17 protein-coding genes are annotated in these 20,478 nt (G+C 70.1%); 14 read left to right on the top strand and 3 right to left on the bottom strand.

Translation table 11 applies throughout. The features are described from left to right. Nucleotides 1–28: 28 nt before the first annotated feature. The 3 genes from CHF15_RS24660 (at nt 29) to CHF15_RS24650 (ending at nt 3,670) form a co-directional block, all read left to right on the top strand. Nucleotides 29–769: a hypothetical protein gene (locus tag CHF15_RS24660; RefSeq protein WP_089226059.1), complete on the top strand. Its 741-nt coding sequence runs from the start codon at nt 29–31 to the stop codon at nt 767–769. Nucleotides 770–877: 108 nt separating this feature from the next. After that, nucleotides 878–2,434 (top strand): oxidoreductase, encoded by a 1,557-nt coding sequence (locus CHF15_RS24655; protein ID WP_089226058.1) that lies wholly within the window; start codon nt 878–880, stop codon nt 2,432–2,434. 546 nt (nt 2,435–2,980) lie between these two features. Beyond that, a complete protein-coding gene (locus CHF15_RS24650) occupies nt 2,981–3,670 on the top strand; it encodes a DUF4232 domain-containing protein (RefSeq protein WP_179279945.1) in 690 nt (229 codons plus the stop codon). Between the two features lie 106 nt (nt 3,671–3,776). Here the strand turns inward: CHF15_RS24650 and CHF15_RS24645 are convergent, their stop codons facing one another. Continuing rightward, on the bottom strand, nt 3,777–5,609 hold the full coding sequence (locus CHF15_RS24645; RefSeq protein WP_089226056.1) for a sensor histidine kinase: 1,833 nt from the start codon (nt 5,607–5,609) through the stop codon (nt 3,777–3,779). Continuing rightward, complete coding sequence (locus CHF15_RS24640; protein WP_089226055.1) at nt 5,606–6,304, bottom strand: response regulator transcription factor; 699 nt, start codon at nt 6,302–6,304, stop codon at nt 5,606–5,608. The genes CHF15_RS24645 and CHF15_RS24640 overlap by 4 nt, the downstream gene beginning before the upstream one ends. 123 nt (nt 6,305–6,427) lie before the next feature. Here CHF15_RS24640 and CHF15_RS24635 point away from each other — a divergent pair, with 123 nt between their 5' ends. The 7 genes from CHF15_RS24635 to CHF15_RS24605 all read left to right on the top strand — a co-directional run bounded on the left by CHF15_RS24635 (nt 6,428) and on the right by CHF15_RS24605 (nt 13,416). After that, entirely contained in the window at nt 6,428–7,069 is a 642-nt protein-coding gene (locus tag CHF15_RS24635; protein ID WP_089226054.1) for a hypothetical protein, read from the top strand. Then, complete coding sequence (locus CHF15_RS24630; protein ID WP_245939019.1) at nt 7,053–8,177, top strand: efflux RND transporter periplasmic adaptor subunit; 1,125 nt, start codon at nt 7,053–7,055, stop codon at nt 8,175–8,177. Before CHF15_RS24635 ends, CHF15_RS24630 begins: the two co-directional genes overlap by 17 nt. After that, nucleotides 8,174–8,890: an ABC transporter ATP-binding protein gene (locus tag CHF15_RS24625; protein ID WP_089226053.1), complete on the top strand. Its 717-nt coding sequence runs from the start codon at nt 8,174–8,176 to the stop codon at nt 8,888–8,890. The genes CHF15_RS24630 and CHF15_RS24625 overlap by 4 nt, the downstream gene beginning before the upstream one ends. Continuing rightward, nucleotides 8,887–10,080: an ABC transporter permease gene (locus tag CHF15_RS24620; protein ID WP_179279944.1), complete on the top strand. Its 1,194-nt coding sequence runs from the start codon at nt 8,887–8,889 to the stop codon at nt 10,078–10,080. The genes CHF15_RS24625 and CHF15_RS24620 overlap by 4 nt, the downstream gene beginning before the upstream one ends. 211 nt (nt 10,081–10,291) lie before the next feature. Then, nucleotides 10,292–11,764 carry a glycerophosphodiester phosphodiesterase family protein gene (locus tag CHF15_RS24615; protein ID WP_089226051.1) on the top strand — a complete coding sequence of 491 codons (1,473 nt, stop codon included), beginning with the start codon at nt 10,292–10,294 and terminating at the stop codon, nt 11,762–11,764. Nucleotides 11,765–12,047: 283 nt separating this feature from the next. Further along, nucleotides 12,048–12,215, top strand: a complete 168-nt coding sequence (locus tag CHF15_RS24610; protein WP_018561957.1) for a hypothetical protein — start codon at nt 12,048–12,050, stop codon at nt 12,213–12,215. A 445-nt stretch (nt 12,216–12,660) separates the two neighbouring features. Then, nucleotides 12,661–13,416 (top strand): SDR family NAD(P)-dependent oxidoreductase, encoded by a 756-nt coding sequence (locus CHF15_RS24605; RefSeq protein WP_245939018.1) that lies wholly within the window; start codon nt 12,661–12,663, stop codon nt 13,414–13,416. 68 nt (nt 13,417–13,484) lie between these two features. Here CHF15_RS24605 and CHF15_RS24600 read toward each other — a convergent pair whose 3' ends face one another. Next, the gene (locus tag CHF15_RS24600; protein ID WP_089226049.1) at nt 13,485–14,522 is read right to left on the bottom strand and encodes a LacI family DNA-binding transcriptional regulator; all 1,038 of its coding nucleotides are present in this window, start codon (nt 14,520–14,522) and stop codon (nt 13,485–13,487) included. 262 nt (nt 14,523–14,784) lie between these two features. On the opposite strand from CHF15_RS24600, the gene CHF15_RS24595 reads away from it, so the two are divergent. From CHF15_RS24595 to CHF15_RS24580, 4 genes are all read left to right on the top strand, one after another. Further along, nucleotides 14,785–15,732, top strand: a complete 948-nt coding sequence (locus CHF15_RS24595) for a carbohydrate ABC transporter permease (RefSeq protein WP_089226048.1) — start codon at nt 14,785–14,787, stop codon at nt 15,730–15,732. Next, nucleotides 15,729–16,550 carry a carbohydrate ABC transporter permease gene (locus tag CHF15_RS24590; RefSeq protein WP_089226047.1) on the top strand — a complete coding sequence of 274 codons (822 nt, stop codon included), beginning with the start codon at nt 15,729–15,731 and terminating at the stop codon, nt 16,548–16,550. The genes CHF15_RS24595 and CHF15_RS24590 overlap by 4 nt, the downstream gene beginning before the upstream one ends. A 137-nt stretch (nt 16,551–16,687) precedes the next feature. After that, nucleotides 16,688–17,950: an ABC transporter substrate-binding protein gene (locus tag CHF15_RS24585; RefSeq protein ID WP_089226046.1), complete on the top strand. Its 1,263-nt coding sequence runs from the start codon at nt 16,688–16,690 to the stop codon at nt 17,948–17,950. Nucleotides 17,951–18,036: 86 nt separating this feature from the next. Beyond that, nucleotides 18,037–20,328, top strand: a complete 2,292-nt coding sequence (locus CHF15_RS24580; RefSeq protein ID WP_089226045.1) for an alpha-L-rhamnosidase C-terminal domain-containing protein — start codon at nt 18,037–18,039, stop codon at nt 20,326–20,328. The last annotated feature ends 150 nt before the right edge of the window (nt 20,329–20,478 follow it).

The following is a 20,478-nucleotide window of genomic DNA, read 5'->3' as shown; positions in this document are numbered from 1 at the left end:
CACCCTGACATGGAAAAAGAAGTGCAGGATGCACATCCTGGATGACCCCACCGGTCTTTCCACCCGTGCCCAGAATCTGCTCGAACGAACCGGTTGGCGCGATCGTCAGCGGGAACCCCGACTCAGCACTGAGTTCCTGCGGATCCGGGACCGCGTTGGCCAGTTGATCCCCACACCCATGATGCTCGTCATCCGCCGGGAAGGATTCGACCAGAGATACGGCGGACTCCGCTACCAGGTGCGAAGCAGCTACACCATCCAGGGCGAACGCCACGACATGCTCCGCGAGTGGCATTACGACCTGGGCCAGCGCATGGCGACCGGCTCTACCCACGGCTGGTACTTCGAGTGGTTCGGAGAACGTGTCTCCTCTCCAGTGTGCTACTTGGTGCACACGGACGGACGAGTCGGAGTGGACGATGGAGGCGGCACGTTCCTCGAAATCGCCCCATCCCTCCCGGCACTCATCGAATCCCATGCCCTCACCGACACGGTCTCGACCTGCGACCGCATAACAGCCGAGGTGGACAGCTCCGCACTCGCCGAGCAGTTCGCCGGCCTCACCGACGTCCCGGAAGCCTCAGGCCCCACCATCCGGTGGCGGCTGTCCGACAATGTCGTGGTCAAGGAGTTTCTGAACTGGAGCAGCGAGACACCACGTCGATGGTGCGCATCCATCTGGAGCCGAAGTCGGACTGGCCGATGCCAAATTGAAGAGGCCGTTGCCCGAGCAGCGGCGATGCAGCAGACGATGTCAGTCACCGGATGATGACCGCCGCTTGGCGCTGGCAGCAAGAACTCCCAGCAGAATGGCTGACCCCCAAACCACCGGCTGTGGGGCGAGGCGGGCGTTGAGGTAGATCCCTACTCTGATGGGGTGCTCTCATACGACGAGTTGACTTCACCGGAGCGTGAGGTGTGGGACGCGTTCCCCGAGGGACGCCACGTGGATCTGCGCACGGGCGTACCCGAGGACGACCGTGTTGCTGAGGGTGGACAGTGGGGCCCCGGGCGAACGGTTCGGGCCGCCGTGATCGTGGCGCTTCTCCAGGGCGCGAACACCGCGCAGCCGAGTGCCGTCGCGTGTCTGAGGCTCGCGGGGGCACGGATATCCGGGCACCTCAACCTGGCCGGCGCGCAGATCGCTCATGCGCTCTGGCTCGGGGACTGCTGGTTCGAGGAGGGCGTGGATCTCTCCGGAGCATCGGCCCAGTCGATTGCGATCGTGGGCAGCCGGGTGCCGGGCGTGGAAGCCGGCCTGATCCGTATCGAGGGACGCCTCGACCTGCGACGCTCTCGCCTGGAATGCGGCTCCGCCTCGCCCTTCCACCGCAGGGTTACCGCCTTGTCGCTCATCAACGCCCACGTGAGCGGCGCCGTGAACCTCAGCGGCGCCGAGATCACCGCACCTGAGGAATGGGCGGTGTCCGCCGGCGGACTGGTCGCAGAGGGTGGGGTGTACTGCCAGGACGGATTCGTCGCGCATGGTGAAGTCCGTCTCTTGGGGGCACAGTTGCCAGGCGGACTGCACATGCGAGGTGCACGACTGGAATGTCCCAGCCAGCGCGGGGTGGCGCTCGCTCTGGACAACGCTGTGGCCTCGACGCTCGACTTCTCCGACGGATTCATCGCGAACGGGACCGTACGGCTGCGTGGTGCCCGGATCTCGGACAACCTGACCTTTGAAGGAGCCGTACTGAACGGGCCGCGCGACGGGCACGGTCCCTCCTTGGCTGCCCCGCTGATGCAGGCCGTCGACTTCGACGTCACCCTTGCCCGGCCACCGTCCAGCACGGTGGACCTGCGGGGCGCGCAGGTGTCCTACCTCCACGACAACGAGCACAGCTGGCCGGACGTGGTGGAACTGGACGGCTTCGTCTACGGCTCCATCACAGTGGACGAGGCAGGCGAGCGGCGGGAGGCAGTGGGGCGGCGGGACTCTGTGGTCCACCGTGTGGCGTGGATACGACGCAGCCCGGGCTACACCCCGCAGCCTTATGAGCAGTTGGCGAGCTGGTATCGCAAGGCCGGCCACGACGACGATGCCCGGCGCGTACTTCTGGCCAAACAGCGCCATCGGCGTCGAACTCTGCCTCCGGCCGGGCGCGTGTGGGGGCACCTGCTAGACGTGACCGTCGGTTATGGCTACCGCCCCTGGCTGGCCGGCGTCTGGCTCCTCGCGTTGGCCTTGCTGGGCTCTCTGTCCTTCGGCACTCACTCTCCTACCCCGGTCAAACAAGGCGAAGGCGCCCCGTTCCAGCCCCTCGTCTACACACTCGACCTCCTGATCCCCATCGGTGGTCTGGGTCAGCGCACGGCCTGGTATTGGTCGAACGACAGCCTCCAGGGGCTCGCATACCTGCTGATCGCCTTCGGCTGGGTGCTGACGACCGCCGTCATCGCTGGTGTCACCCGCACCCTGCAGAAGAACTAGCTGTGGCAGCTGAGTTCAGGCCGAGATCGGGGAACATCCACTCAGGCGCGCTGTGAGGACGGGCCGGCAGGTCGCGGCGGAAAAGCTGAAGGACCGAGGCCATGACGAAGGGCTCACTCGCACCAGCATCAACGAGTCCTCGCCACCACCGACACGCAGGATCTCGAACACGTTCATAGGCGTGCGCTATATCCCGGTATCCGGACCAGCAGGTCAACACGTTCGGCAATGGGCCGCGATCCGCTTGCTTGAGGCTCAGCCGAACGTGCGGCGGCGAATTCGGCCACGCGGACTACCCGTTCCTACTCGACGCCTGGCAGGTGCGTATAGAAGCGGAGTGCCAGAATTTATTGGTCCTGGCGCGGATTTACATCGATGAATTGTGAAGCTTGACGCGGCCGGGTTCCCAATGTCCTGGGACCGTAACTGCTCATTGATCGCGCGGTCACGGAGGCTCTTTTTGGTGGCGTCGCGTCCGCATTCTTTGTCAGAGTTGCGGTTGTGACGGGGGAGGTTCCCTTGAACCACATGGAAAGAAGGCTATTGATGAAGGTCTCGACCGGCGCTCGCGTCGTACCCGTACTCGTTCTGGCTATGGCGGCCCTGGCAGCCTGCGGCCCGGAGGCGGACAAGGCCGGTTCCTCGGGTTCCTCTCCGGTGGCGACCGCCTCGGACGCGTCGTCTTCGCGCGGTGATTCGTCGGCCGCCTCCCAGCGGCGAGCCGGCGGCGAGGAGGGGTCCGCCGACGGGGCGTCGCGTGACCGTTCAGGTGCGCAGGACACGGATTCCGGATCCGGTCGCGGCGGTGAGCCGCAGCGGTGCGCGTCCGGAAGTCTGCGGGTTTCCGTGGAGAACCAGGAAAGCGGTGCCGGCACAACGCATTTCGAGCTGGCCTTCCGGAACACGGGCACCGCGCCGTGCGCCCTGACCGGCTTCCCCGGAGTGTCCTTTCGCGGCCGCGACGGCGCTGAGATCGGCAATTCCGCCGACCGCGTCGAGACCACGCGCGCCACGACGGTGACCTTGATTCCCAATGCCCGCGCTGTCGCCGACGCGCAGGTCCTGAACGGGCAGGCCGGACTCTCCGATTCCGACTGCCGGTTGAAGAGTGTTTCGTTCCTGGGTGTCTTCCCGCCGGACTCCCGGGACCAGATCGATGTGCCGTGGAAGGCCTCGGAGTGCAGTGTCCGCGGGGCGCACGGACTGAAGATCGGACCGGTTCACCCCGTCCGCTGACCCGGCACGGAAGGTGACGGTGGCGGGTGCCGGGGCCTGGCCCCGGCACCCGCCATGCCGGAAACCCGTGATGAGCGCGACCGCGGACCTTGCGCGCGGCACTGGCTCAGGCCCCGCCCGCGCGTGGTGATGCGCGACGCGAGGACTCCTGTTTCCGCCCCGGCTCACCGCCCGGCAGTCGCAAGGTGAACAGCGACCCCTCGCCGTAAGCGCTCTCGGCGGTGACGGAGCCGCCGTGGGCGTGTGCGAGGTTGCGGACGATGGCGAGGCCGAGGCCGCTGCCGCCCGTGCCGCGGTTGCGGGACTTCTCGGCGCGCCAGAAGCGGTCGAAGACCCGGGGCAGGTCCTCGGGCCGGATGCCGCCGCCCGTGTCGGCCACGGCGATGACCACCGCGTCGTCCTCCCGGCGTCCCGTGACCGTGACCGTTCCGCCGGGCGGGGTGTGGCGGACGGCGTTGGACACGAGGTTCGACACGGCCTGACGGAGGCGTACGGGGTCGGCGACGACGCTGCCGATGCCGTCGGCGGCGACGTCGACGGAGAGCGCGACACCGGCGTGGTCGGCGCGCCCGCCGTGGGCGGTGGCGACCTGCCGGAGGAGTTCGCCGACCTCGCACGGCACCTTGTGCAGGCGCAGCGCCCCGGCGTCGGCGGCGGCGAGGTCCTGGAGGTCGTCGACGATGTGCTGGAGGAGGAGCGCCTCCTCGAGCAGCGAGCCGACGAGCGCGCGGTCGGCCGGGACGACACCGTCGTCGGCGGCCTCGAGCCAGCCGCGGATGTTGCTCAGCGGGGTGCGGAGCTCGTGGGCGATGTCGCCCACCATCTCGGTGCGCAGCCGCTCCAGCTTCGCGCGCTCCTGGGACATCTCGTTGAAGACCTCGGCGAGGCGCCCGATCTCGTCCTTGCCCGTCACCTGGACGCGCGCGGCGACGTCCCCCGCCTTCACGCGCTGGGCGGCCGCCGTGAGGGCGCGCAGTGGCCTGACCAACTGCAGGCCCAGGCCCACGGTGACCACGACGGTGAGCAGGAGCACGCCGGCGACGACCCCCGCCATGCGGAGGCGGTTGGGCGCCGAGAGGTCGAACGGGGACGCGGCGGCGGCGTTCTCCGGGGAGCCGATGAACAGCAGCGCGGCCGGGGCGACGTACGGGGCGAGCTGCTCGCGGCGGGCGCTGTCCAGGCACGAGACGACGAGCCCTTCGTCCACCGGCTCGCGGTTGTGCCAATCGGGCGTCCACGTCAGGTCCAGCGCGAGCTGTACGCGTCCGCTGCCCCGCCGGCTGAGGCACGCGTCGACCAGGGCGTCGAGCCGGGCGAGGGCACGGGACTCGGTGCGGGTTGGCCGGTCCAGCGCGTCCTCGGCGCATCGGGTGCCGCTGTAGCCCGGCGTGGTCACCCGGGGCCGTCCGCCGGGTGCCGTGACGGCGGTGGCGTCGATGCCGATGTCGCGCAGGCAGGTGACGTGGCGCTGCGCGAGGGCGGTCAGCCGTGTCCGTTCCGCCCGCGTCAGACGGAAGGGGCCGGCGGCACGGGAGTCGATGCGGTCGCCTTCTCGGGATCCCGCGAGGGCGGCGTCGACGGCGAGCGGGTCGACGGTCGCCGAGGCCCGGTCCGGCAGCGGGGTCCGGTGGCCGGCGTCGGCGGAGTCGGCGATGGGCCGGCGGTCCTGGGTGGTGAGGACGACGCGGTGCCCGGTCTCGCGCGCGAGGCGGTCCACGAGCGGGCGCACACCCTCCCAGCCGGTGTGCGTGGCGGCCCGGCCGAGGAGGGCTTCGTAGATCCGGGCGTCGTCGGAGATGGCCTGGCCCTGCTCCTGCCGGATCGCGCGGGTGGTCGTACGGACCGCGAGCCAGGCGGTGGCCGCGATCGAGCAGACGGAGACCAGCACCGACAGCGCGAGCAGCCGCACCACCAGGCTGCTGTGGAAACGGCGGCTCATGCGGTGTCGGACAGGACGTAGCCCACGCCGTACACGGTGAGCAGCCGCACGGGACGGGCGGGATCGGGTTCGATCTTCCGGCGCAGGTTCATGACGTGGGTGTCCACCGTCCGCACGGTGAAGTAGCGGCCTGTGCCGTGGAGCTGCCCGAGGATCTGCTCGCGGGTGAAGACCCGGCCGGGCTGGGCGGCGAGCGTCTCCAGCAGCCGGAACTCCCCGGGGGTGCAGTCCACGCTGGTGCCGTCGCAGATCACCTCGTGCCGGGAGGGGTCGACGCTCAGGCCGCCGACGGTGAGCGTCGGGTCGGCTTCCGGGGCGGGCGGAGCGGAGGGCCGGGCGCGGCGCAGCAGGGTGCGCACCCGGGCGGTCAGCTCGCGCGGGCTGTACGGCTTCGACATGTAGTCGTCGGCGCCCAGGTCCAGGCCGAGCAGGAGGTCGTCCTCGGTGCAGCGGGCGGTGAGCATCAGCACCGGCAGGTCGGACTCGCGGCGCAGGATGCGGCAGACGTCGAGCCCGTCGACCTTCGGCATCATCACGTCCAGCACGAGCAGGTGCGGCGGGTCGCGGCGCAGCTCCTCCAGGGCGGCGCGTCCGTCGTGGACGACGGTGACCGAGTGCCCTTCGTGCTCGAGGTACACGCGCAGCAGCTGCGCCTGCTTCTCGTCGTCCTCCGCCACCAGTATGTGTGCGCTCATGGCCCGGAGTATAAGTACGCCAAGTGTCGTATTTGCGGTGTCGGGGTTCCGTCCGCGCGGGACCACGGGATGCCCATCGCTTCCTGACAGGTTTCCGACATTCACCGGCCACGATCAGGCGGCATGAGCCACCCACACCTCCCTCACCGCGCACTCGGCGCTGCCGCCGCGGTCGTCTGCGCCGTCCTGCTCACCGGCTGCGGCGGCTCGGCGGGGGGCACCGGCGCGGCGTCCGGCAAGCAGTCCGGCGCGCAGTCAGGCCAGCAGTCAGGGGAACAGGACGTCGCCTCGGTGGCGACCGGCACCCCCTCGGCGGCGCCGCGGTCGTCATCCGGGACGCCCGCCGCCGACAGCGAGCAGGGCCGCCCGCAGCTCCGTCTGGACAGCTCCGACGCCGAGCGCGACCGCTACTGGAACGCCTACGCCACCTGCCTGAAGGACCACGGCCACAAGATGCTCCTGGAGCGCGGCCCCTACTCCATCGACCAGAACGACAACAGCCCCACCGCCAAGGCCGCCCAGAAGACGTGCGCCGGCAAACTCCCCCTCCAGCCCCCCGAGCTGGACCGTGACCGGAACCCGCACTACGACGACGACTACCGCGCCTACATCAAGTGCCTGAACTCCCACGGGCTCAAGGTCGTCGCGCTGGCCGACAACTCCGGCTGGACCTTCGCCAGCAGCGAGCAGGCGCTGAGCGAGGACGAGCAGACCAAGGTCGACAAGAACTGCACGATGGAGGCCTTCGGTGGCAAGAACCGCTGAGCACCGCCTCCCCAGGCGGCGCCGGCGCCGGTTGACCGTGGCCCTGGCCGTCCTCCTGACCGCCGGCGGTGCCGGAGGCGCCACCGCCGCCTGGAGCACGCGGCAGGGCAGCCCGCAGACGGCGCCGGAACACCCGGTCAAGCTCGACACCGTCAAGGTCACCAGGACCGATCTGTCCACCGACAGGACCCTGCCCGGCACGCTCGGCTACGGCCCGCTGCGCACCCTCAAGGGCACGGGTACCGGAGTGCTCACCGAGCTGCCCTCGCCCGGCGCCAAGGCCGTACGGGGCAAACCCCTGTACCGGGTGAACGACCGGCCCGTCACCGTCTTCTTCGGCGACACCCCCTTCTTCAGGGCCCTGGACAAGCCGGGGCTGCGCGGGCGCGACGTCACGGTGCTGGCGGACAACCTGCGGGCCCTCGGCTACGACATCGGGCACACCGTGAACCGCGCGCCCACGCGCTTCGCGCCCGGTGGCACCGAGTTCACACCCGAGCTGAGCGCCGCCCTGAAGCGGTGGCAGAGCGACACCGGCCAGGAGGCCACCGGGACCCTCACACCCGGCCGCGCGCTCGTCCTGCCCGGGCCGGCCAGGGTCAACACCGTCACGGCCACCCCCGGCGACCCGGTCGAAGGGGAGGTGCTGACATACACCACCACCGCGAAGTCGGTGGCGCTGACCGTGGACGCCGCCGGGGTCGGTGCCCTCCGCACGGGGCAGAGCGTCACGATCACCCTGCCCGACAGCCGGGAGGTCCCCGGCACGGTCACCGCCGTCGCGCGCGCCGTCCAGGGCGGTTCCGCCGACGACCAGAGCGCGCAGACGGGACCCCCCACGGTCGCCGTCACCGTCACGCCGCGGCACGCCGGCGACGTGAAGGGGCTGGACTCCGCCTCCGTCCAGGTCCGCTTCACGGCCACCGACCGCAAGGGCGTCCTCGCCGTCCCGGTCACCGCGCTCCTGGCCCTGAGCGAAGGCGGCTACGCGCTGCAGCGCCCCGACTCCTCCCTGGTCGCGGTGGAGACGGGGATGTTCGCCGACGGAATGGTGGAAGTGAGCGGGGCAGGCGTCAGCGAGGGCATGACGGTGGTGACCGCCTCGTGAACCCCACCGGGCGACCGGCCCCCGCCTTGGCCGTGCGCGAGGTGACCAAGACCTACGCGGGCGACGTCACCGCCCTGAACGGGGTGTCGCTCACCGTGGAGGAAGGGGAACTCCTCGCCATCCTGGGACCCTCCGGCTCCGGGAAGTCCACCCTGCTGCACATCATGGGCACCCTCGACCGCCCGACCAGCGGAACCGTCGAGATCGCCGGCCACGCCGCAGCCGGACTGTCCGACCGGCGGCTGTCCGCACTGCGGGCACGACTGCTGGGCTTCGTCTTCCAGCACTTCCACCTCACCGACGGACTCGACGCCACGGAGAACGTCGCGACCGGCCTGCTCTACGCGGGCGTGCCACGACGGCAACGCCGCCCCCGCGCCGAAGAGGCCCTCGCCCGGGTCGGCCTGGCGCACCGCACCCGCCACCTGCCCCAGCAGCTGTCCGGCGGCGAACGGCAACGCGTCGCCATCGCCCGCGCGCTGGTCAACGAACCCGCGCTCGTCCTCGCGGACGAGCCGACCGGAGCCCTCGACAGCGCCAACGGGCGCGCCGTACTCGACCTGCTCACCGGACTGAACCAGGAAGGCACCACCATCGCGGTCATCACCCACGACCGGGACATCGCCGCCCGGCTGCCCCGCAGGATCCAGCTGCGCGACGGCCGGATCGCCTCGGACAGCGCCACCCGCGCGGCCGCCTGGAGCCCGGCATGAACCGACCGATCAGACTCTCCCCCTTCGACGTCCTGCGCCTCGGCCTGCTGGGTCTGCGCACCCGCAGGACCCGCGCGGCGCTGTCCGCGCTGGGCATCGCGATCGGCATCGCCACACTGGTCGTCGTCACCGGCATCCCCGCCTCCAGCCAGCGGGCCCTCATGGACGAACTGTCCGCGCTCGGCACCAACATGCTCCGCGCGCAGCCGCAACCCGACGCCGAACAGAAGGCCCTGCTCCCCGAGGCCGCCGACGCCATGGCGGCACGCATCGGCCCGGTCACCAGCGCCACGGCGGTGGCCAACACCCATTCCACCGTGCGGCGTTCCGACCTGGCCGACCCCAACGACTCGATCGGGCTCAGCGTGCTCGCCGCCAGGACCGACCTGCTGGCCACGGTCGGCGGCACGGTCCGCTCCGGCCGGTTCCTCGACCGCGCCACCGAGCGCTTCCCGACGGCCGTCCTCGGCCCGCGCGCCGCGAAGCGACTCGGCATCGACCGCGTCACCCCGGGACGGGAGCCCCTGGTGACCATCGGCACGCACCACTTCACCGTGATCGGCATCCTCGGGCCGATGCCCCTCACACCCGACCTGGAGAGCTCCGTACTCGTCGGCTGGGACGCCGCACGCGACGTGCTCGACTTCGACGGCCACCCCACCGTGGTCTACGTCAAGGCACGGGAGTCGCGGATCGAGGCGGTACGCGACGTCCTGCCCGACACCGTCAACCCCGAGCTGCCCGGACTCGTCCAGGTCAGCCGCCCCTCCGACGCCCTGGCCGCCAAGCGCGCCACCGAACACACCTTCTCCGCGCTGTTCCTGGGCCTCGCCGGGGTGGCCCTGCTGGTCGGCGGCATCGGCGTGGCCAACACCATGTTCGTCTCCGTACTGGAACGACGTCGCGAGATCGGCCTGCGTCGCGCCCTCGGCGCCAACCGCCGGCAGATACGCGGCCAGTTCCTGACGGAATCCGTGATGCTGTCCGTCCTGGGCGGGCTGAGCGGCACCGTGCTCGGCGCGGCGGGCACGGCCGCCTACGCGCTGTCCCAGTCGTGGCCGCCCGTACTGCCACCCCTCGCGCTGGGGACCGGTCTGGCCGGCGCGATCGTCGTGGGCGCCGTCGCAGGCGTCTACCCGGCCCTGCGCGCCTCGCGGTTGCCCCCGACGGAGGCCCTGTCCGCGGTCTGACGCCGGCCCGGCGGCGCCGGGAACCACCCCCGGACGAAGCGGCGATCCGCCACGCGACGTGCGCAGGCTGGAATCTCCGTGCCTGCGCATCGGAGCACGATGTCACGGAGCGGCGGTTGCCGGCGAAGCTCCTGGATTATTCAGTGCGCGGACTCCGACGCGGCGTGCGGCGTATCCCGTTCCGTCCCGACGTCTTCCTACTCTCCGGGCCATGAAGAGATCAACTATCCAGGGACTCGCCGGAGTTGCCGCCGCCCTGACGGTGATCGCCGGCTTCACCGGGTTTGCCGATGATCGTCCCGCCGCCGGCATCGGCCTCGCCGCCGACCGGAGCGGGAACGGCACGTCGTACATCTTCGGGGGCCCGGGACGGTCCGGGAGCACGGCTGCCGTCCGCGCCTACCGGGACCTGCTCGACCACGGCTCGAACGCGAAGATCCTCACCGTGGCGCACCGCGGCCAGTGGCGGGACGCCCCCGAGAACTCGCTGGCGGCCTTCCGGGCGGCCTACGACGACGGCGCCGAGATCATCGAGACCGACATCCAGCTCACCAAGGACGGCGTTCCCGTCCTGATGCACGACACCACCGTGGACCGCACCACGAACGGCACCGGCGCGGTCGCCGGCATGACGCTCGCCCAGATCAAGGAGCTCCGTCTGAAGGCCGGACTCGGCGGCGGTCAGGCGGCGGTCACCGACGCCCGGGTCCCGACGCTCGAGGAGGCGATGAAGCTCGCCAAGGACCGGGGCCTGGTCAACCTGGACAAGGGCTGGCCGTTCCGGGAGCAGGTCTGGGACGTCCTCACCCGGACCGGCACCGTTCGCAACGGGATCTACAAGAGCGACGCCCCGGTGCCGGAGGTCGAGGCCTTCCGCGCGGCCCACGAGGACGCCGTCTACATGCACATGATCACCGACGCCAACCTGGCGGCCGTGGCCGAGTTCGGCGACGACCAGCCGGTGGCCTACGAGGTCAACTACGACAGCATCCAGGACCCCGTCGCCCGCAAGCCCTTCCTCGACGCCCTGGCACGGCACAGCCGCGTCTGGAACAACACCATGTGGAACGGCCTGTCGGACCGCATGACCGACGAGGCGTCGCTGATCGACCCGCTGCGCGGCTGGGAGGCCATGGTGCGCAGCTACCGCACCACGGTCTTCCAGACGGACGACGTCGAGAAGTTCGAGTCGTGGATCCGCACCGGCGAGGGCGACCCCCTGCCCCGCGGCGGCGTACGCCTGCAGGCCGAGGACTTCCTCCCCGGCCAGGACAAGGGCTACCACGACAACGACGCCGGGAACGCGGGCGGACTGAAGATGCGGCCCGGCGAGGACGTCGACATCGACAACGCCGACGGCAACGTGCGGGTCGGCTGGATGCGCGGCGGCGAGTGGCTGACGTACGACGTGGACGTCCCGCGCTCCGGTACGTACGCGCTGTCGGCCCGGGTGTCGTCGCCGTACACGCCCGCGGGCACGTACACCGTCTCCTTCGACGGCGGCGCCGAGAGCGAGCGGGTCGAGGTGCGGAACACCACGAGCCACAACAAGGAAGTGCTCCAGGCCGGCGGCGTGCAGCAGTTCCTCACGGCCGGCCACCACGTCCTGCGGATCAGCCTTCCGCAGGACGCCTACCAGAACTGGAACCTCGACTACCTCCAGCTCGAGCCCGTCCGCCACTGACGCGCGCCCGGCCGGCCCCCGGGGAGAGGGCCGGGCCGGAGTGTGGGGCAGCCCCTTCGGGACTGCCCCACACCCATGTACGCGGTGCGCGCCTGGGCGCACGCCGTCACGCGCAGGCCGCTGACGCCGAGGTCGCGTTCGCGGCCGTTCCCGCGGCGCCGCCGGCTCCGCGGTCGCCGAGCCACCGGACTGCGGCACCTCCCGCCCCTTCGCCGCATCCCCGCGGAGGGTCACGCATGGCGACGAATCGCCGGGGCAGACGCGTGGTCAGGAGGTAAACACAATGGTCCCCTTGCTTTTGGTTCTGTTGCTGGCGCTGATCCTTTTCGGTGCGGGGTTCGCCCTCAAGGCGCTGTGGTGGATCGCCATCATCGTGCTGGTGGTGTGGCTCCTCGGGTTCGTCTTCCGAGCCGCCGAAGGCGGCGGGCGCCGTCGTTGGTACCGATGGTGAGCTGACACCTCCCACCAGCCGGGGTGGGGTTCGCGATGCGGCCGCGAACCCCGCCCTTCGTGCTGTCCGGCCCACGTTGCGGGTGGACGCGTCGGAGGCGGCTCGCCGTCATCGCGTTCGAAATCGGCGCGGACCTCCCCGGCACCCGGGTCACCGCTACCGCCTGTTCGGCGCGCCCTGTGAGGAGGTGGCAGCCGGATCACCTGGCATACACGTCGACCTGACCGGGCCCTGCGCCCCACATCTGTTTGTCTCGACCGCGGAGCCCCGGCGAAGTCGGCGGGTCCGGGGCCCATCCGTCCGGTGCGTCCGAGCCGCGGATGCGCCGAAGGCCAAAGCGCGATTTAGGATGTTTCGTCCAGCGGTATCGGCTCGGTGTGCGCGGGCGCCGTCACGGACCGGCCCCGGTCCGCAAGGCGCTCCCTCACCTCGGAAGGCGGCGGACGTGGCACAGGAACAAGCGGAGGTCCTCCAGGGCAGGAGGGCTCTTGTCACCGGGGGATCGCGGGGGATCGGCGCGGGGATCGTACGTCGCCTGGTCCGCGAGGGCGCCTCGGTCGCCTTCACCTACGTCCACGGGAGGCAGCCCGCCGACGCCCTGGTCGAGGAGCTCTCGGCCGCCGGGGGCAGGGTGCTGGCCCTGCAGGCCGACAGCGCGGACGCGGCGGCCGTCAAGGCGGCGCTGGAGCGGGCGGTCGCGGAACTCGGGGGCCTGGACATCCTGGTCAACAACGCAGGGGTCGGCGTCGCCGGCCTGGTGGACGACTTCTCCTTCGAGGACTTCGACCGGATGGTCGCGGTCAACGTGAGAGGCGTGTTCGCCGCGATCAAGGCGGCGCTTCCGCACCTCGGGGACGGGGGTCGCATCATCTCCACGGGCAGCATCAACGCCGACCGGGTCCCGATCGGCGGCATCGCGGTGTACGCGATGACCAAAGCGGCCGTGGCCGGCCTGACCCGGGGGCTCGCCCGCGAACTGGCGCCCCGCGGCATCACGATCAACAACGTCCAGGTCGGCGCCACCGAGACCGACATGCTCCCCGACGACCCCGCGTTCATCGAGGCCCTCACGCGGGTCACGGCCGTCGACCGGTTCGCACAGCCCCGGGACATCGCCGGCGTCGTCGCCTTCCTGGCCAGGCCCGAGGCGTGGTTCGTCACCGGCGCGAACTGGAACGTGGACGGGGGCTACACCGTCTGACCCGTGGTGCCCGCCGCGTCACCGGATCAGCCGTCACACTGTTGGCCCGCCCACGACCGGGGAACCGATCAACCGGGTGGGGGAGCGGTGGTGCGGCGCGTGACGAGGGTGGGGGAGAACTTGATCTGCGCGGTGGGGCGGACCCGGTCGCCGATGCGGTCGATGAGCAGTTGGGCGGCGTTGGTGCCGATGTGCCGACCGGCCTGGTCGACGCTGGTCAGTGAGATGGGGCCGAGGGCGGCGAAGGTGGTGTTGTCGTAGCCGGCGATGGAGATGTCGTCGGGCACTTCGAGCCCGGCCTCGGAGACGGCTTGGAGCACGCCCATGGCAACGATGTCCGCCCCGGCGAAGATGGCGGTGGGCCGCGGGGACCGGGTCAGCAACTGCTGGGCGCCGAGGTAGCCGCCCCGCTGGGTGTAGGTGGTGGAGACGATGCTGATCTCGTCCTCGAGGCCGCGGGCCCGCATCGCACGCCGGTAGCCGTCGGCGCGGATGGCGTTGGGCATCTCCTCGATACGGCGGGGGTCGGTCTCGTCGTGCTCGATGTGCGCGATCCGGCGGTGCCCGAGGTCGGCGAGGTGGTCGACCACGAGGGCGGCGCCGGCCAAGTCGTCGTCGGAGACGGTGTCATACGCGGCGGACCGGCCGTGCCGGCCGACGACCACGGTCGGCACCATGCCGGCGACGCGCTCGAGGTGCGACCGCGATGAGACGGGCGCGACGAGGATCATGCCGTCCATCCCGCGGTCGATCATGGCCTCCGTGACCTTGGCCTCCGCCGCTTCGCCGTTGCGGCCCGGGGCCATGAGGACCTGGTAGTCGGTCTCCCACAGGGCATCGGTGATCCCGTCGAGGATCTCGGGGAAGAACGGGTTGCGGATGTCGGGCAGCATCACCCCGACCGTGTACGTCTGGCCGCGCATGCCCCGCGCCGCCGCGAAGGGGCGGTAACCCAGGTCGTCGATCGCCTGACGGACCCTCGCGCGCATCTGGGGACTGGTCCCGTAGGCGTTGCGCAGCACCTTGGACACCGCGGTCGTGGACACCTGGGCATGCCGCGCCACGTCGACGATCGTGACGCGCTTGGGCTGCGCGGGCGGTTCCATCTGACTCCCTCCAGGACGCACATGGGAAACGTTGCCCAGCGCGTTGGATCGCGCACTCGAGTCGTTCCCGTCGCCGAACCGTACCGCTCGGCAGCACCTTTCCGCAGCTCATGACGGAAGAGAGCGTTCGTGGGCTTCGGCAACTGCGGTGCATCGTGCCCGACATCTTGACGTTACGTCGCCCCCCTCCCTAGGGTCTGTCGCACGTTTTGGGAAACGTTACCCATAGGATTGAAACGTTTAAGAAAGGGGGGCGTCGCCAGTGCCTGCAACCTCGCGCGATCAGCTGTCGCCACCGGCCGCTGTCGTCCCCAGACGCCCCGGGCGCCTTTCCGGCCGGCGCCGCGCCACCTCCCCGTGGTGGTTCGCCGTCCCGGCGATGCTGCTGTTCGCCTTCGTCGTCCTGGTGCCCAGCGCCCGGGGCGTGTACTACGCCTTCACCGACTGGGACGGCCTGGACCCGAACTCCTCCTTCGTCGGCTTCGACAACTTCACCGGACTGCTGGACGACCCGGACGCGGTGCAGGCCGTCTGGCACACCCTGCTGATCGCGGTGTCGGTCACCGTCATCCAGAACGTGTTCGGGCTCCTGCTCGCCCTCGGGGTCAACAGCCTCATCAAGACCCGCAACGTGCTCCGGGTCCTGCTCTTCGCACCCGCCGTGATCACCCCCATCGTGACCGCCTACCTGTGGCGCAACCTGCTCGGCCCCAGCGGCGCCGTCAACAGCCTCCTTGGTACGGTCGGCCTGGACTCCCTCAGACAGGACTGGCTCGGTGACCCGCAACTGGCCCTGTGGTCGGTCGTGGGGGTCATCGTGTGGCAGTTCGGCGGCTACTCCATGGTCATCTTCCTGGCCGGGCTGCAGTCGGTCCCGAAGGAGGTCCACGAGGCGGCCGACATCGACGGCGCCGGACCGATCCGCCGGTTCTGGTCGATCACCCGCCCGCTGCTCGCACCGGCGTTCACCATCAACCTGATGCTGTCGATCATCGGCGGGATCAAGCTCTTCGACCAGGTCTACGCCCTGACCGGCGGAGGCCCGGGCCACGCCACCGACACGCTGTCCACCCTGATCTACAAAGACGCCTTCACCCTGGGCGAGTTCGGATACAGCATCGCTCTCGCGGTCGTCCTCACGATCATCGTGGCGGTGGCGTCGACCGGGCAGTACCTCGTGCTGGCCCGCGGAGAGAGGGCGGCCTCGTGAACCGCTACCGCAAGCGCACCTTCGTGCTCGAGCTGGCCATGATCGCTGTCGCCCTGGTGGTCGCCTTCCCGGTCTACGTCCTGGTCAACCTGGCCGTGCGGCCAGTCTCGGACACCTCCTCGCCGATCCGGCCGACGACCTCGCCCACCCTCGACAACTTCAGCCAGGCCTGGCAGCAAGGCGGGCTGGGCGGTGCATTGCTGAACAGCGTGCTGGTCACCGCCGGCAGCGTGGTGATCATCCTGGCGGTTTCCTCGTTCGCCGCGTACCCGCTGGCCCGGTCGACCGCACGCTGGTCACGCGGCCTGTTCCTGCTGGTGATGCTCGGACTGATCCTGCCCTTCCAGCTCGCCGCGCTGCCGCTCTACCAGACGATGCGCGACCTGCACCTGCTGGGCACCCCCTGGGCGCTGATCCTGTTCCACTCCGGCCTGCAGGTGCCCTTCACCACCTTCCTCTACACCGGATTCCTGCGCGCTCTGCCCCGCGACTTCGAGGACGCCGCGCTCATCGACGGCTGCACACCGGCACAGAGCTTCCGTCATGTGGTGCTGCCCATGCTGAGACCGATCACCGTGACCGCGCTCGTCCTCAACGCCGTCGCGGTGTGGAACGACTTCTTCACCCCGCTGCTGTACCTCAGCGGCAGCACCCAGCAGACCCTGCCCGTGGCGATCGCCGGCTTCTTCGGCCAGTACGTCACCGACTGGAACCTTGTCTTCGCCGCCCTGGCGATCAGCATCGTGCCCGTCCTGACCGTCTACTTCGTGCTGCAGCGCAGCATCATCAGCGGCTTCGCCGGCGGGCTGAAGGGATGAGCGACGCAGTGAACCGCCCCACCCGGCCGGAGCCGCTGTACGGCCGGCATCAGGTCGGCAGCTCATCAGCGCCGTTGCGCCGGAGCCGGCTTCACCTGTCCCTTCGTGATCGCCGTCCCTTCCCCGTGGGAGACACCATGATCAGCACCAGACTGTCCGCCGCGATAGCGGCGGTGACGGCTGCCGGCCTGCTGGCAGCCTGCAGCGGCGGCACCAACGCCGCGGGCGGGAACTCCTCCACCACCTTGACCATCGCCTCGCAGGACCAGGGATCCATCGAGCCCGTCGTCAAGGCCTTCGAGAAGGCCAACCCCGGCATCGACGTCCGCCTCACCGTCAGCAGCGCCGACCAGTACCAGCAGCAGATCCGCACCAAGCTCGCCTCCGGCACCGGTCCGGACGTGATGTCGGTCTGGCCGGGCAACGGCAACCCCGCGGCGACCTACGTACTGGCCAAGCCCGGTTACCTCCTCGACCTGTCGGACCGGCCCTGGGCCTCCAAGCTGCCCGACGCGGTCAAGACCGTCTCCCAGTACCAGGGAAAGACCTACAACGGGGTCTTCGGGCTCAACGGCATCGGCGCCGTCTACAACCAGGACGCCCTGGACAAGGCAGGCCTCACTCCACCCGGCACCTGGACCGAACTCCTCGACTTCTGCAAGGACGCGAACGCCAAGGGCACCCCCGCCTTCGCTCTGGGCATCCAGGACAACTGGGTCACCCAGATCGTCCTCTACGCCCTGGCCGCCACCACCGTCTACGGCCCCGACCCCGACTTCGACAAGAAGATGCAGGCGGGCCAGGCCACCTTCGCGGACTCGCCGTGGACCACCGCCATGGCCAAGTACCAGCAGATGGACAAGGCCGGCTGCTTCCAGAAGGACCCCCTGGGCACCAGCTACGAGGCCGGCCAGGAACTCGCCGCCACGGGCAAGACCCTCGGCATCATCCAGGGCAACTGGGTCATCGCCCTGCTCAAGGGCAAGAACCCCAACGGAAAGTTCACCCTCAGGGCACTGCCGGCCACCGACACCCCCTCGGAGTTCCTCATGCCGGCCGCGGGGGGCACCGGCTACGGAGTCAACGCGAAGGCCAGGAACAAGGAACTCGCGCTGAAGTTCGTCGACTTCGTCATGTCGCCCGAGGGCATGAACCTCTTCGTCACGACGCAAGGCGGCCTCCCGACCCGGCCGGACACCGGCTTCACCCCCGACGCGTCGCTGACCGAGCTGTCCACGTTCGTCAACGACGACCGCACCGTGCCCTTCATGGACCAGCTCTGGCCCAACCCCAAGGTGCAGCAGTCCATGCTCAGCGGCCTGCAGGAGATCTTCAGCGACCAGTCCACGCCGGACAAGGTCCTCCAGGCCATGGACGCCGACTACACGTCCGGCTCCTGACAGACCCCGGCCGGGGCGAAGGCTCCTTCACCCCGGCCAGGTAGGCACTTTTTCCGTACACCTCTTCCAAGGGAGACCACACCCTTATGTTGAAACGATTCACTTCCGAGTTCGGCGGCACCTCCCGCGGCCTGAGGCGCTCACGCCTCGTCGTGGCCGTGGCAGTGCTCGCGACCGTGGGATCGGTCGGTGTCCAGGCCGAGGCGTCGACGCCGAAGCACCCCGACTGGCACTCCTACGTCCTGGCCCCGTCCACCCCTCAGGTCACGCCGGTCGACGTGGAGACCCGTGGCGACGTCACCCACCCCAAGACCCTCGTGAGCGGCAAGGGCAAGGACAAGGACAAGGGCAAGCCGAAGGCGACGACCCTGACGACGGTCGCCGGCGGCGCGCCGGCGTCGGTTCTCCTGGACTTCGGCAAGGACATCGCGGGCACCCCTTACTTCGACATCACCGCCGTCGAAGGCACCCCCACCCTGTCGCTGGCCACCTCCGAAGCGCGGCGCTACATCCGCACGCCTGCGTCGACCACCGTGTCCGCCGCGGCTTCCTCCGGGGCCACGCAGGTCACCGTCGCGTCGACGGCGAACCTCGAAGTCGGCAACACGATCACCTTCGGCACCGGCACGACCGCCCAGACCCGTACGGTCACCGCCTTCGACGCCGCTGCCAAGACCGTCTCCTTCCAGCCCTCCCTGAGCGGCGACGTCCCGGCCCAGACCGCGGCCGTCAGCGCTCCGGGAGCGCCGAGCTCGGACGAGTCCCGCGGCCTGGCGGGCGTCGGCGGCATCGACACGCTTCAGCCCACCGCCACGGGCCGGATCTCCGCCGCTTACCACCCCGGCTTCCGCTTCGCCCTGCTCACCCTGACCTCGCCCGGCAGCATCTCCATCTCCGCCGCCGGCGTGGACTTCCAGGGCGTCCGGGTCACCCCCGCCGACTACAAGGGCTGGTTCCTGTCCGACGACGACCAGCTCAACAAGATGTGGTACTCGGGTGCCTACACGCTGCAGCTGAACCTGAAGCCCGCCGGGCTGAACGGCCTGGCGGACAAGCGGATCTACGACGGCGCCAAGCGCGACCGCAGCATCTGGACCGGTGACCTGCTCGTCCAGGGACCCACCGCCATCAGCACCCTCGGCGACGAGGGCGCCGACTACGTCAAGTCCTCGATCGACGTGCTGCTCGCCACCCAGCGCGCGGACGGGGCCATCCCCGGCTCGCCGGACTTCCGCAAGGGCAGCAACCCCGCCGGATCGCCCCTGTTCTACTCGAACAACTACTCCGGCTACGGCGCACGCGCCGCCATCGACTACTACCGCTACACCGGCGACAAGGACTACATCACCAAGATCCTGCCCGCCCTGCGCGCGGAACTCGCCTACAACGACAGGTCCCTGACCGCCAACCACCTCGTGGCGTCCAACGACCGCGACTACTGGCAGGCGAGCCAGACCGGCGAGGTCACCAAGTACAGCATCGACTACTACATCCTGCTCAAGGAGATGGCCTGGCTCGAGCGGCAGGTCGGCTCCGCCACCATCGCCGACGAGCACGACGCCAAGGCCGACCGGATCAAGGAAGCCGTCAACGCCACGCTGTGGAACCCGCAACTGGGCGCCTACGGCCAGAGCAGCGTCCACCCCGACGTACTCGTCGAGGACGCCAACGCCCTCGCCCTGCAGTACGGCTTCGTCCCCGCCGAACGACGCGACAGCGTCCTGAAGGCCCTGAAGACGCTGTGGACACCGTACGGCGCGATCATGGGCCCGGGTCTGGTCGACCCCACCGGCCACACCATCGAGCCGTTCGGCAACGGTATGGAGACCGCCGGACGCTTCACCGTCGGTGACGCGGGCGGCGCCTTCGACTTGATGCGCCGCACCTGGGGACCCATGGTCGACAAGAGCAACCCCCTCTACACCGGCGCGTTCTGGGAGTTCAAGAACAACGACGGCGGCGTCAACCGCGCCACCGCCAGCCTCGCCCACGGCTGGGCGGCCTCACCGACCGTCCAGCTCACCGAGCAGGTCCTCGGCGTCACCCCGGTCGACCCCGGCTACGCCACCTGGAGCATCAAGCCCCACACCGGCGACCTCAAGTGGGCCCAGGGCTCCGTCCCGACCCAGTACGGCGACATCGCGGTGAACTGGCAGTCGAAGGCCAACGCCTCGAAGTTCACCCTCCACGCCAGCACGCCCCGCGACACCACCGGCACGATCGCCGTCCCGGTCACCGGCAGGTCCACCGTCAAGATCAACGGACGCACCGTGTACACCCGCGGCGGCTGCACCGCCTACAAGGGCACCGTCACCGACGGCTACGCCCGGTTCACCGTTCCCGGCGGCACGTACGACATCACCGTCAGGCGCGGCTGACACCCCACAGCCCGGTCTCCGCGCGCTCCTCCCCATGCGCGCGGAGACCAGGCCCCGCCGGCACCACTCGATCAGCGCTGACAGTCCCCACGGCCGGGGCGGTAGCCCCGGCCGCTCAGCCCCGCGTTCCCGAACGCCTCTTCGAGGGAG

The sequence above is a fragment of the Actinacidiphila glaucinigra genome (genome assembly GCF_900188405.1).
Taxonomy (GTDB): Bacteria; Actinomycetota; Actinomycetes; order Streptomycetales; family Streptomycetaceae; genus Actinacidiphila; species Actinacidiphila glaucinigra.
This window is presented reverse-complemented; position numbering and strand designations above follow the sequence as displayed.

Bases quoted from the DNA above. Each gene is read 5' to 3' on its own strand.
- CHF15_RS24580 (WP_089226045.1), top strand. From the start codon at position 18,037: ATGTTGAAACGATTCACTTCCGAGTTCGGCGGCACCTCCCGCGGCCTG.
- CHF15_RS24585 (WP_089226046.1), top strand. From the start codon at position 16,688: ATGATCAGCACCAGACTGTCCGCCGCGATAGCGGCGGTGACGGCTGCC.
- CHF15_RS24650 (WP_179279945.1), top strand. From the start codon at position 2,981: ATGAAGGTCTCGACCGGCGCTCGCGTCGTACCCGTACTCGTTCTGGCT.
- CHF15_RS24645 (WP_089226056.1), bottom strand. From the start codon at position 5,609: ATGAGCCGCCGTTTCCACAGCAGCCTGGTGGTGCGGCTGCTCGCGCTG.
- CHF15_RS24640 (WP_089226055.1), bottom strand. From the start codon at position 6,304: ATGAGCGCACACATACTGGTGGCGGAGGACGACGAGAAGCAGGCGCAG.
- CHF15_RS24600 (WP_089226049.1), bottom strand. From the start codon at position 14,522: ATGGAACCGCCCGCGCAGCCCAAGCGCGTCACGATCGTCGACGTGGCG.
- CHF15_RS24610 (WP_018561957.1), top strand. From the start codon at position 12,048: ATGGTCCCCTTGCTTTTGGTTCTGTTGCTGGCGCTGATCCTTTTCGGT.
- CHF15_RS24635 (WP_089226054.1), top strand. From the start codon at position 6,428: ATGAGCCACCCACACCTCCCTCACCGCGCACTCGGCGCTGCCGCCGCG.
- CHF15_RS24620 (WP_179279944.1), top strand. From the start codon at position 8,887: ATGAACCGACCGATCAGACTCTCCCCCTTCGACGTCCTGCGCCTCGGC.
- CHF15_RS24615 (WP_089226051.1), top strand. From the start codon at position 10,292: ATGAAGAGATCAACTATCCAGGGACTCGCCGGAGTTGCCGCCGCCCTG.
- CHF15_RS24660 (WP_089226059.1), top strand. From the start codon at position 29: ATGCACATCCTGGATGACCCCACCGGTCTTTCCACCCGTGCCCAGAAT.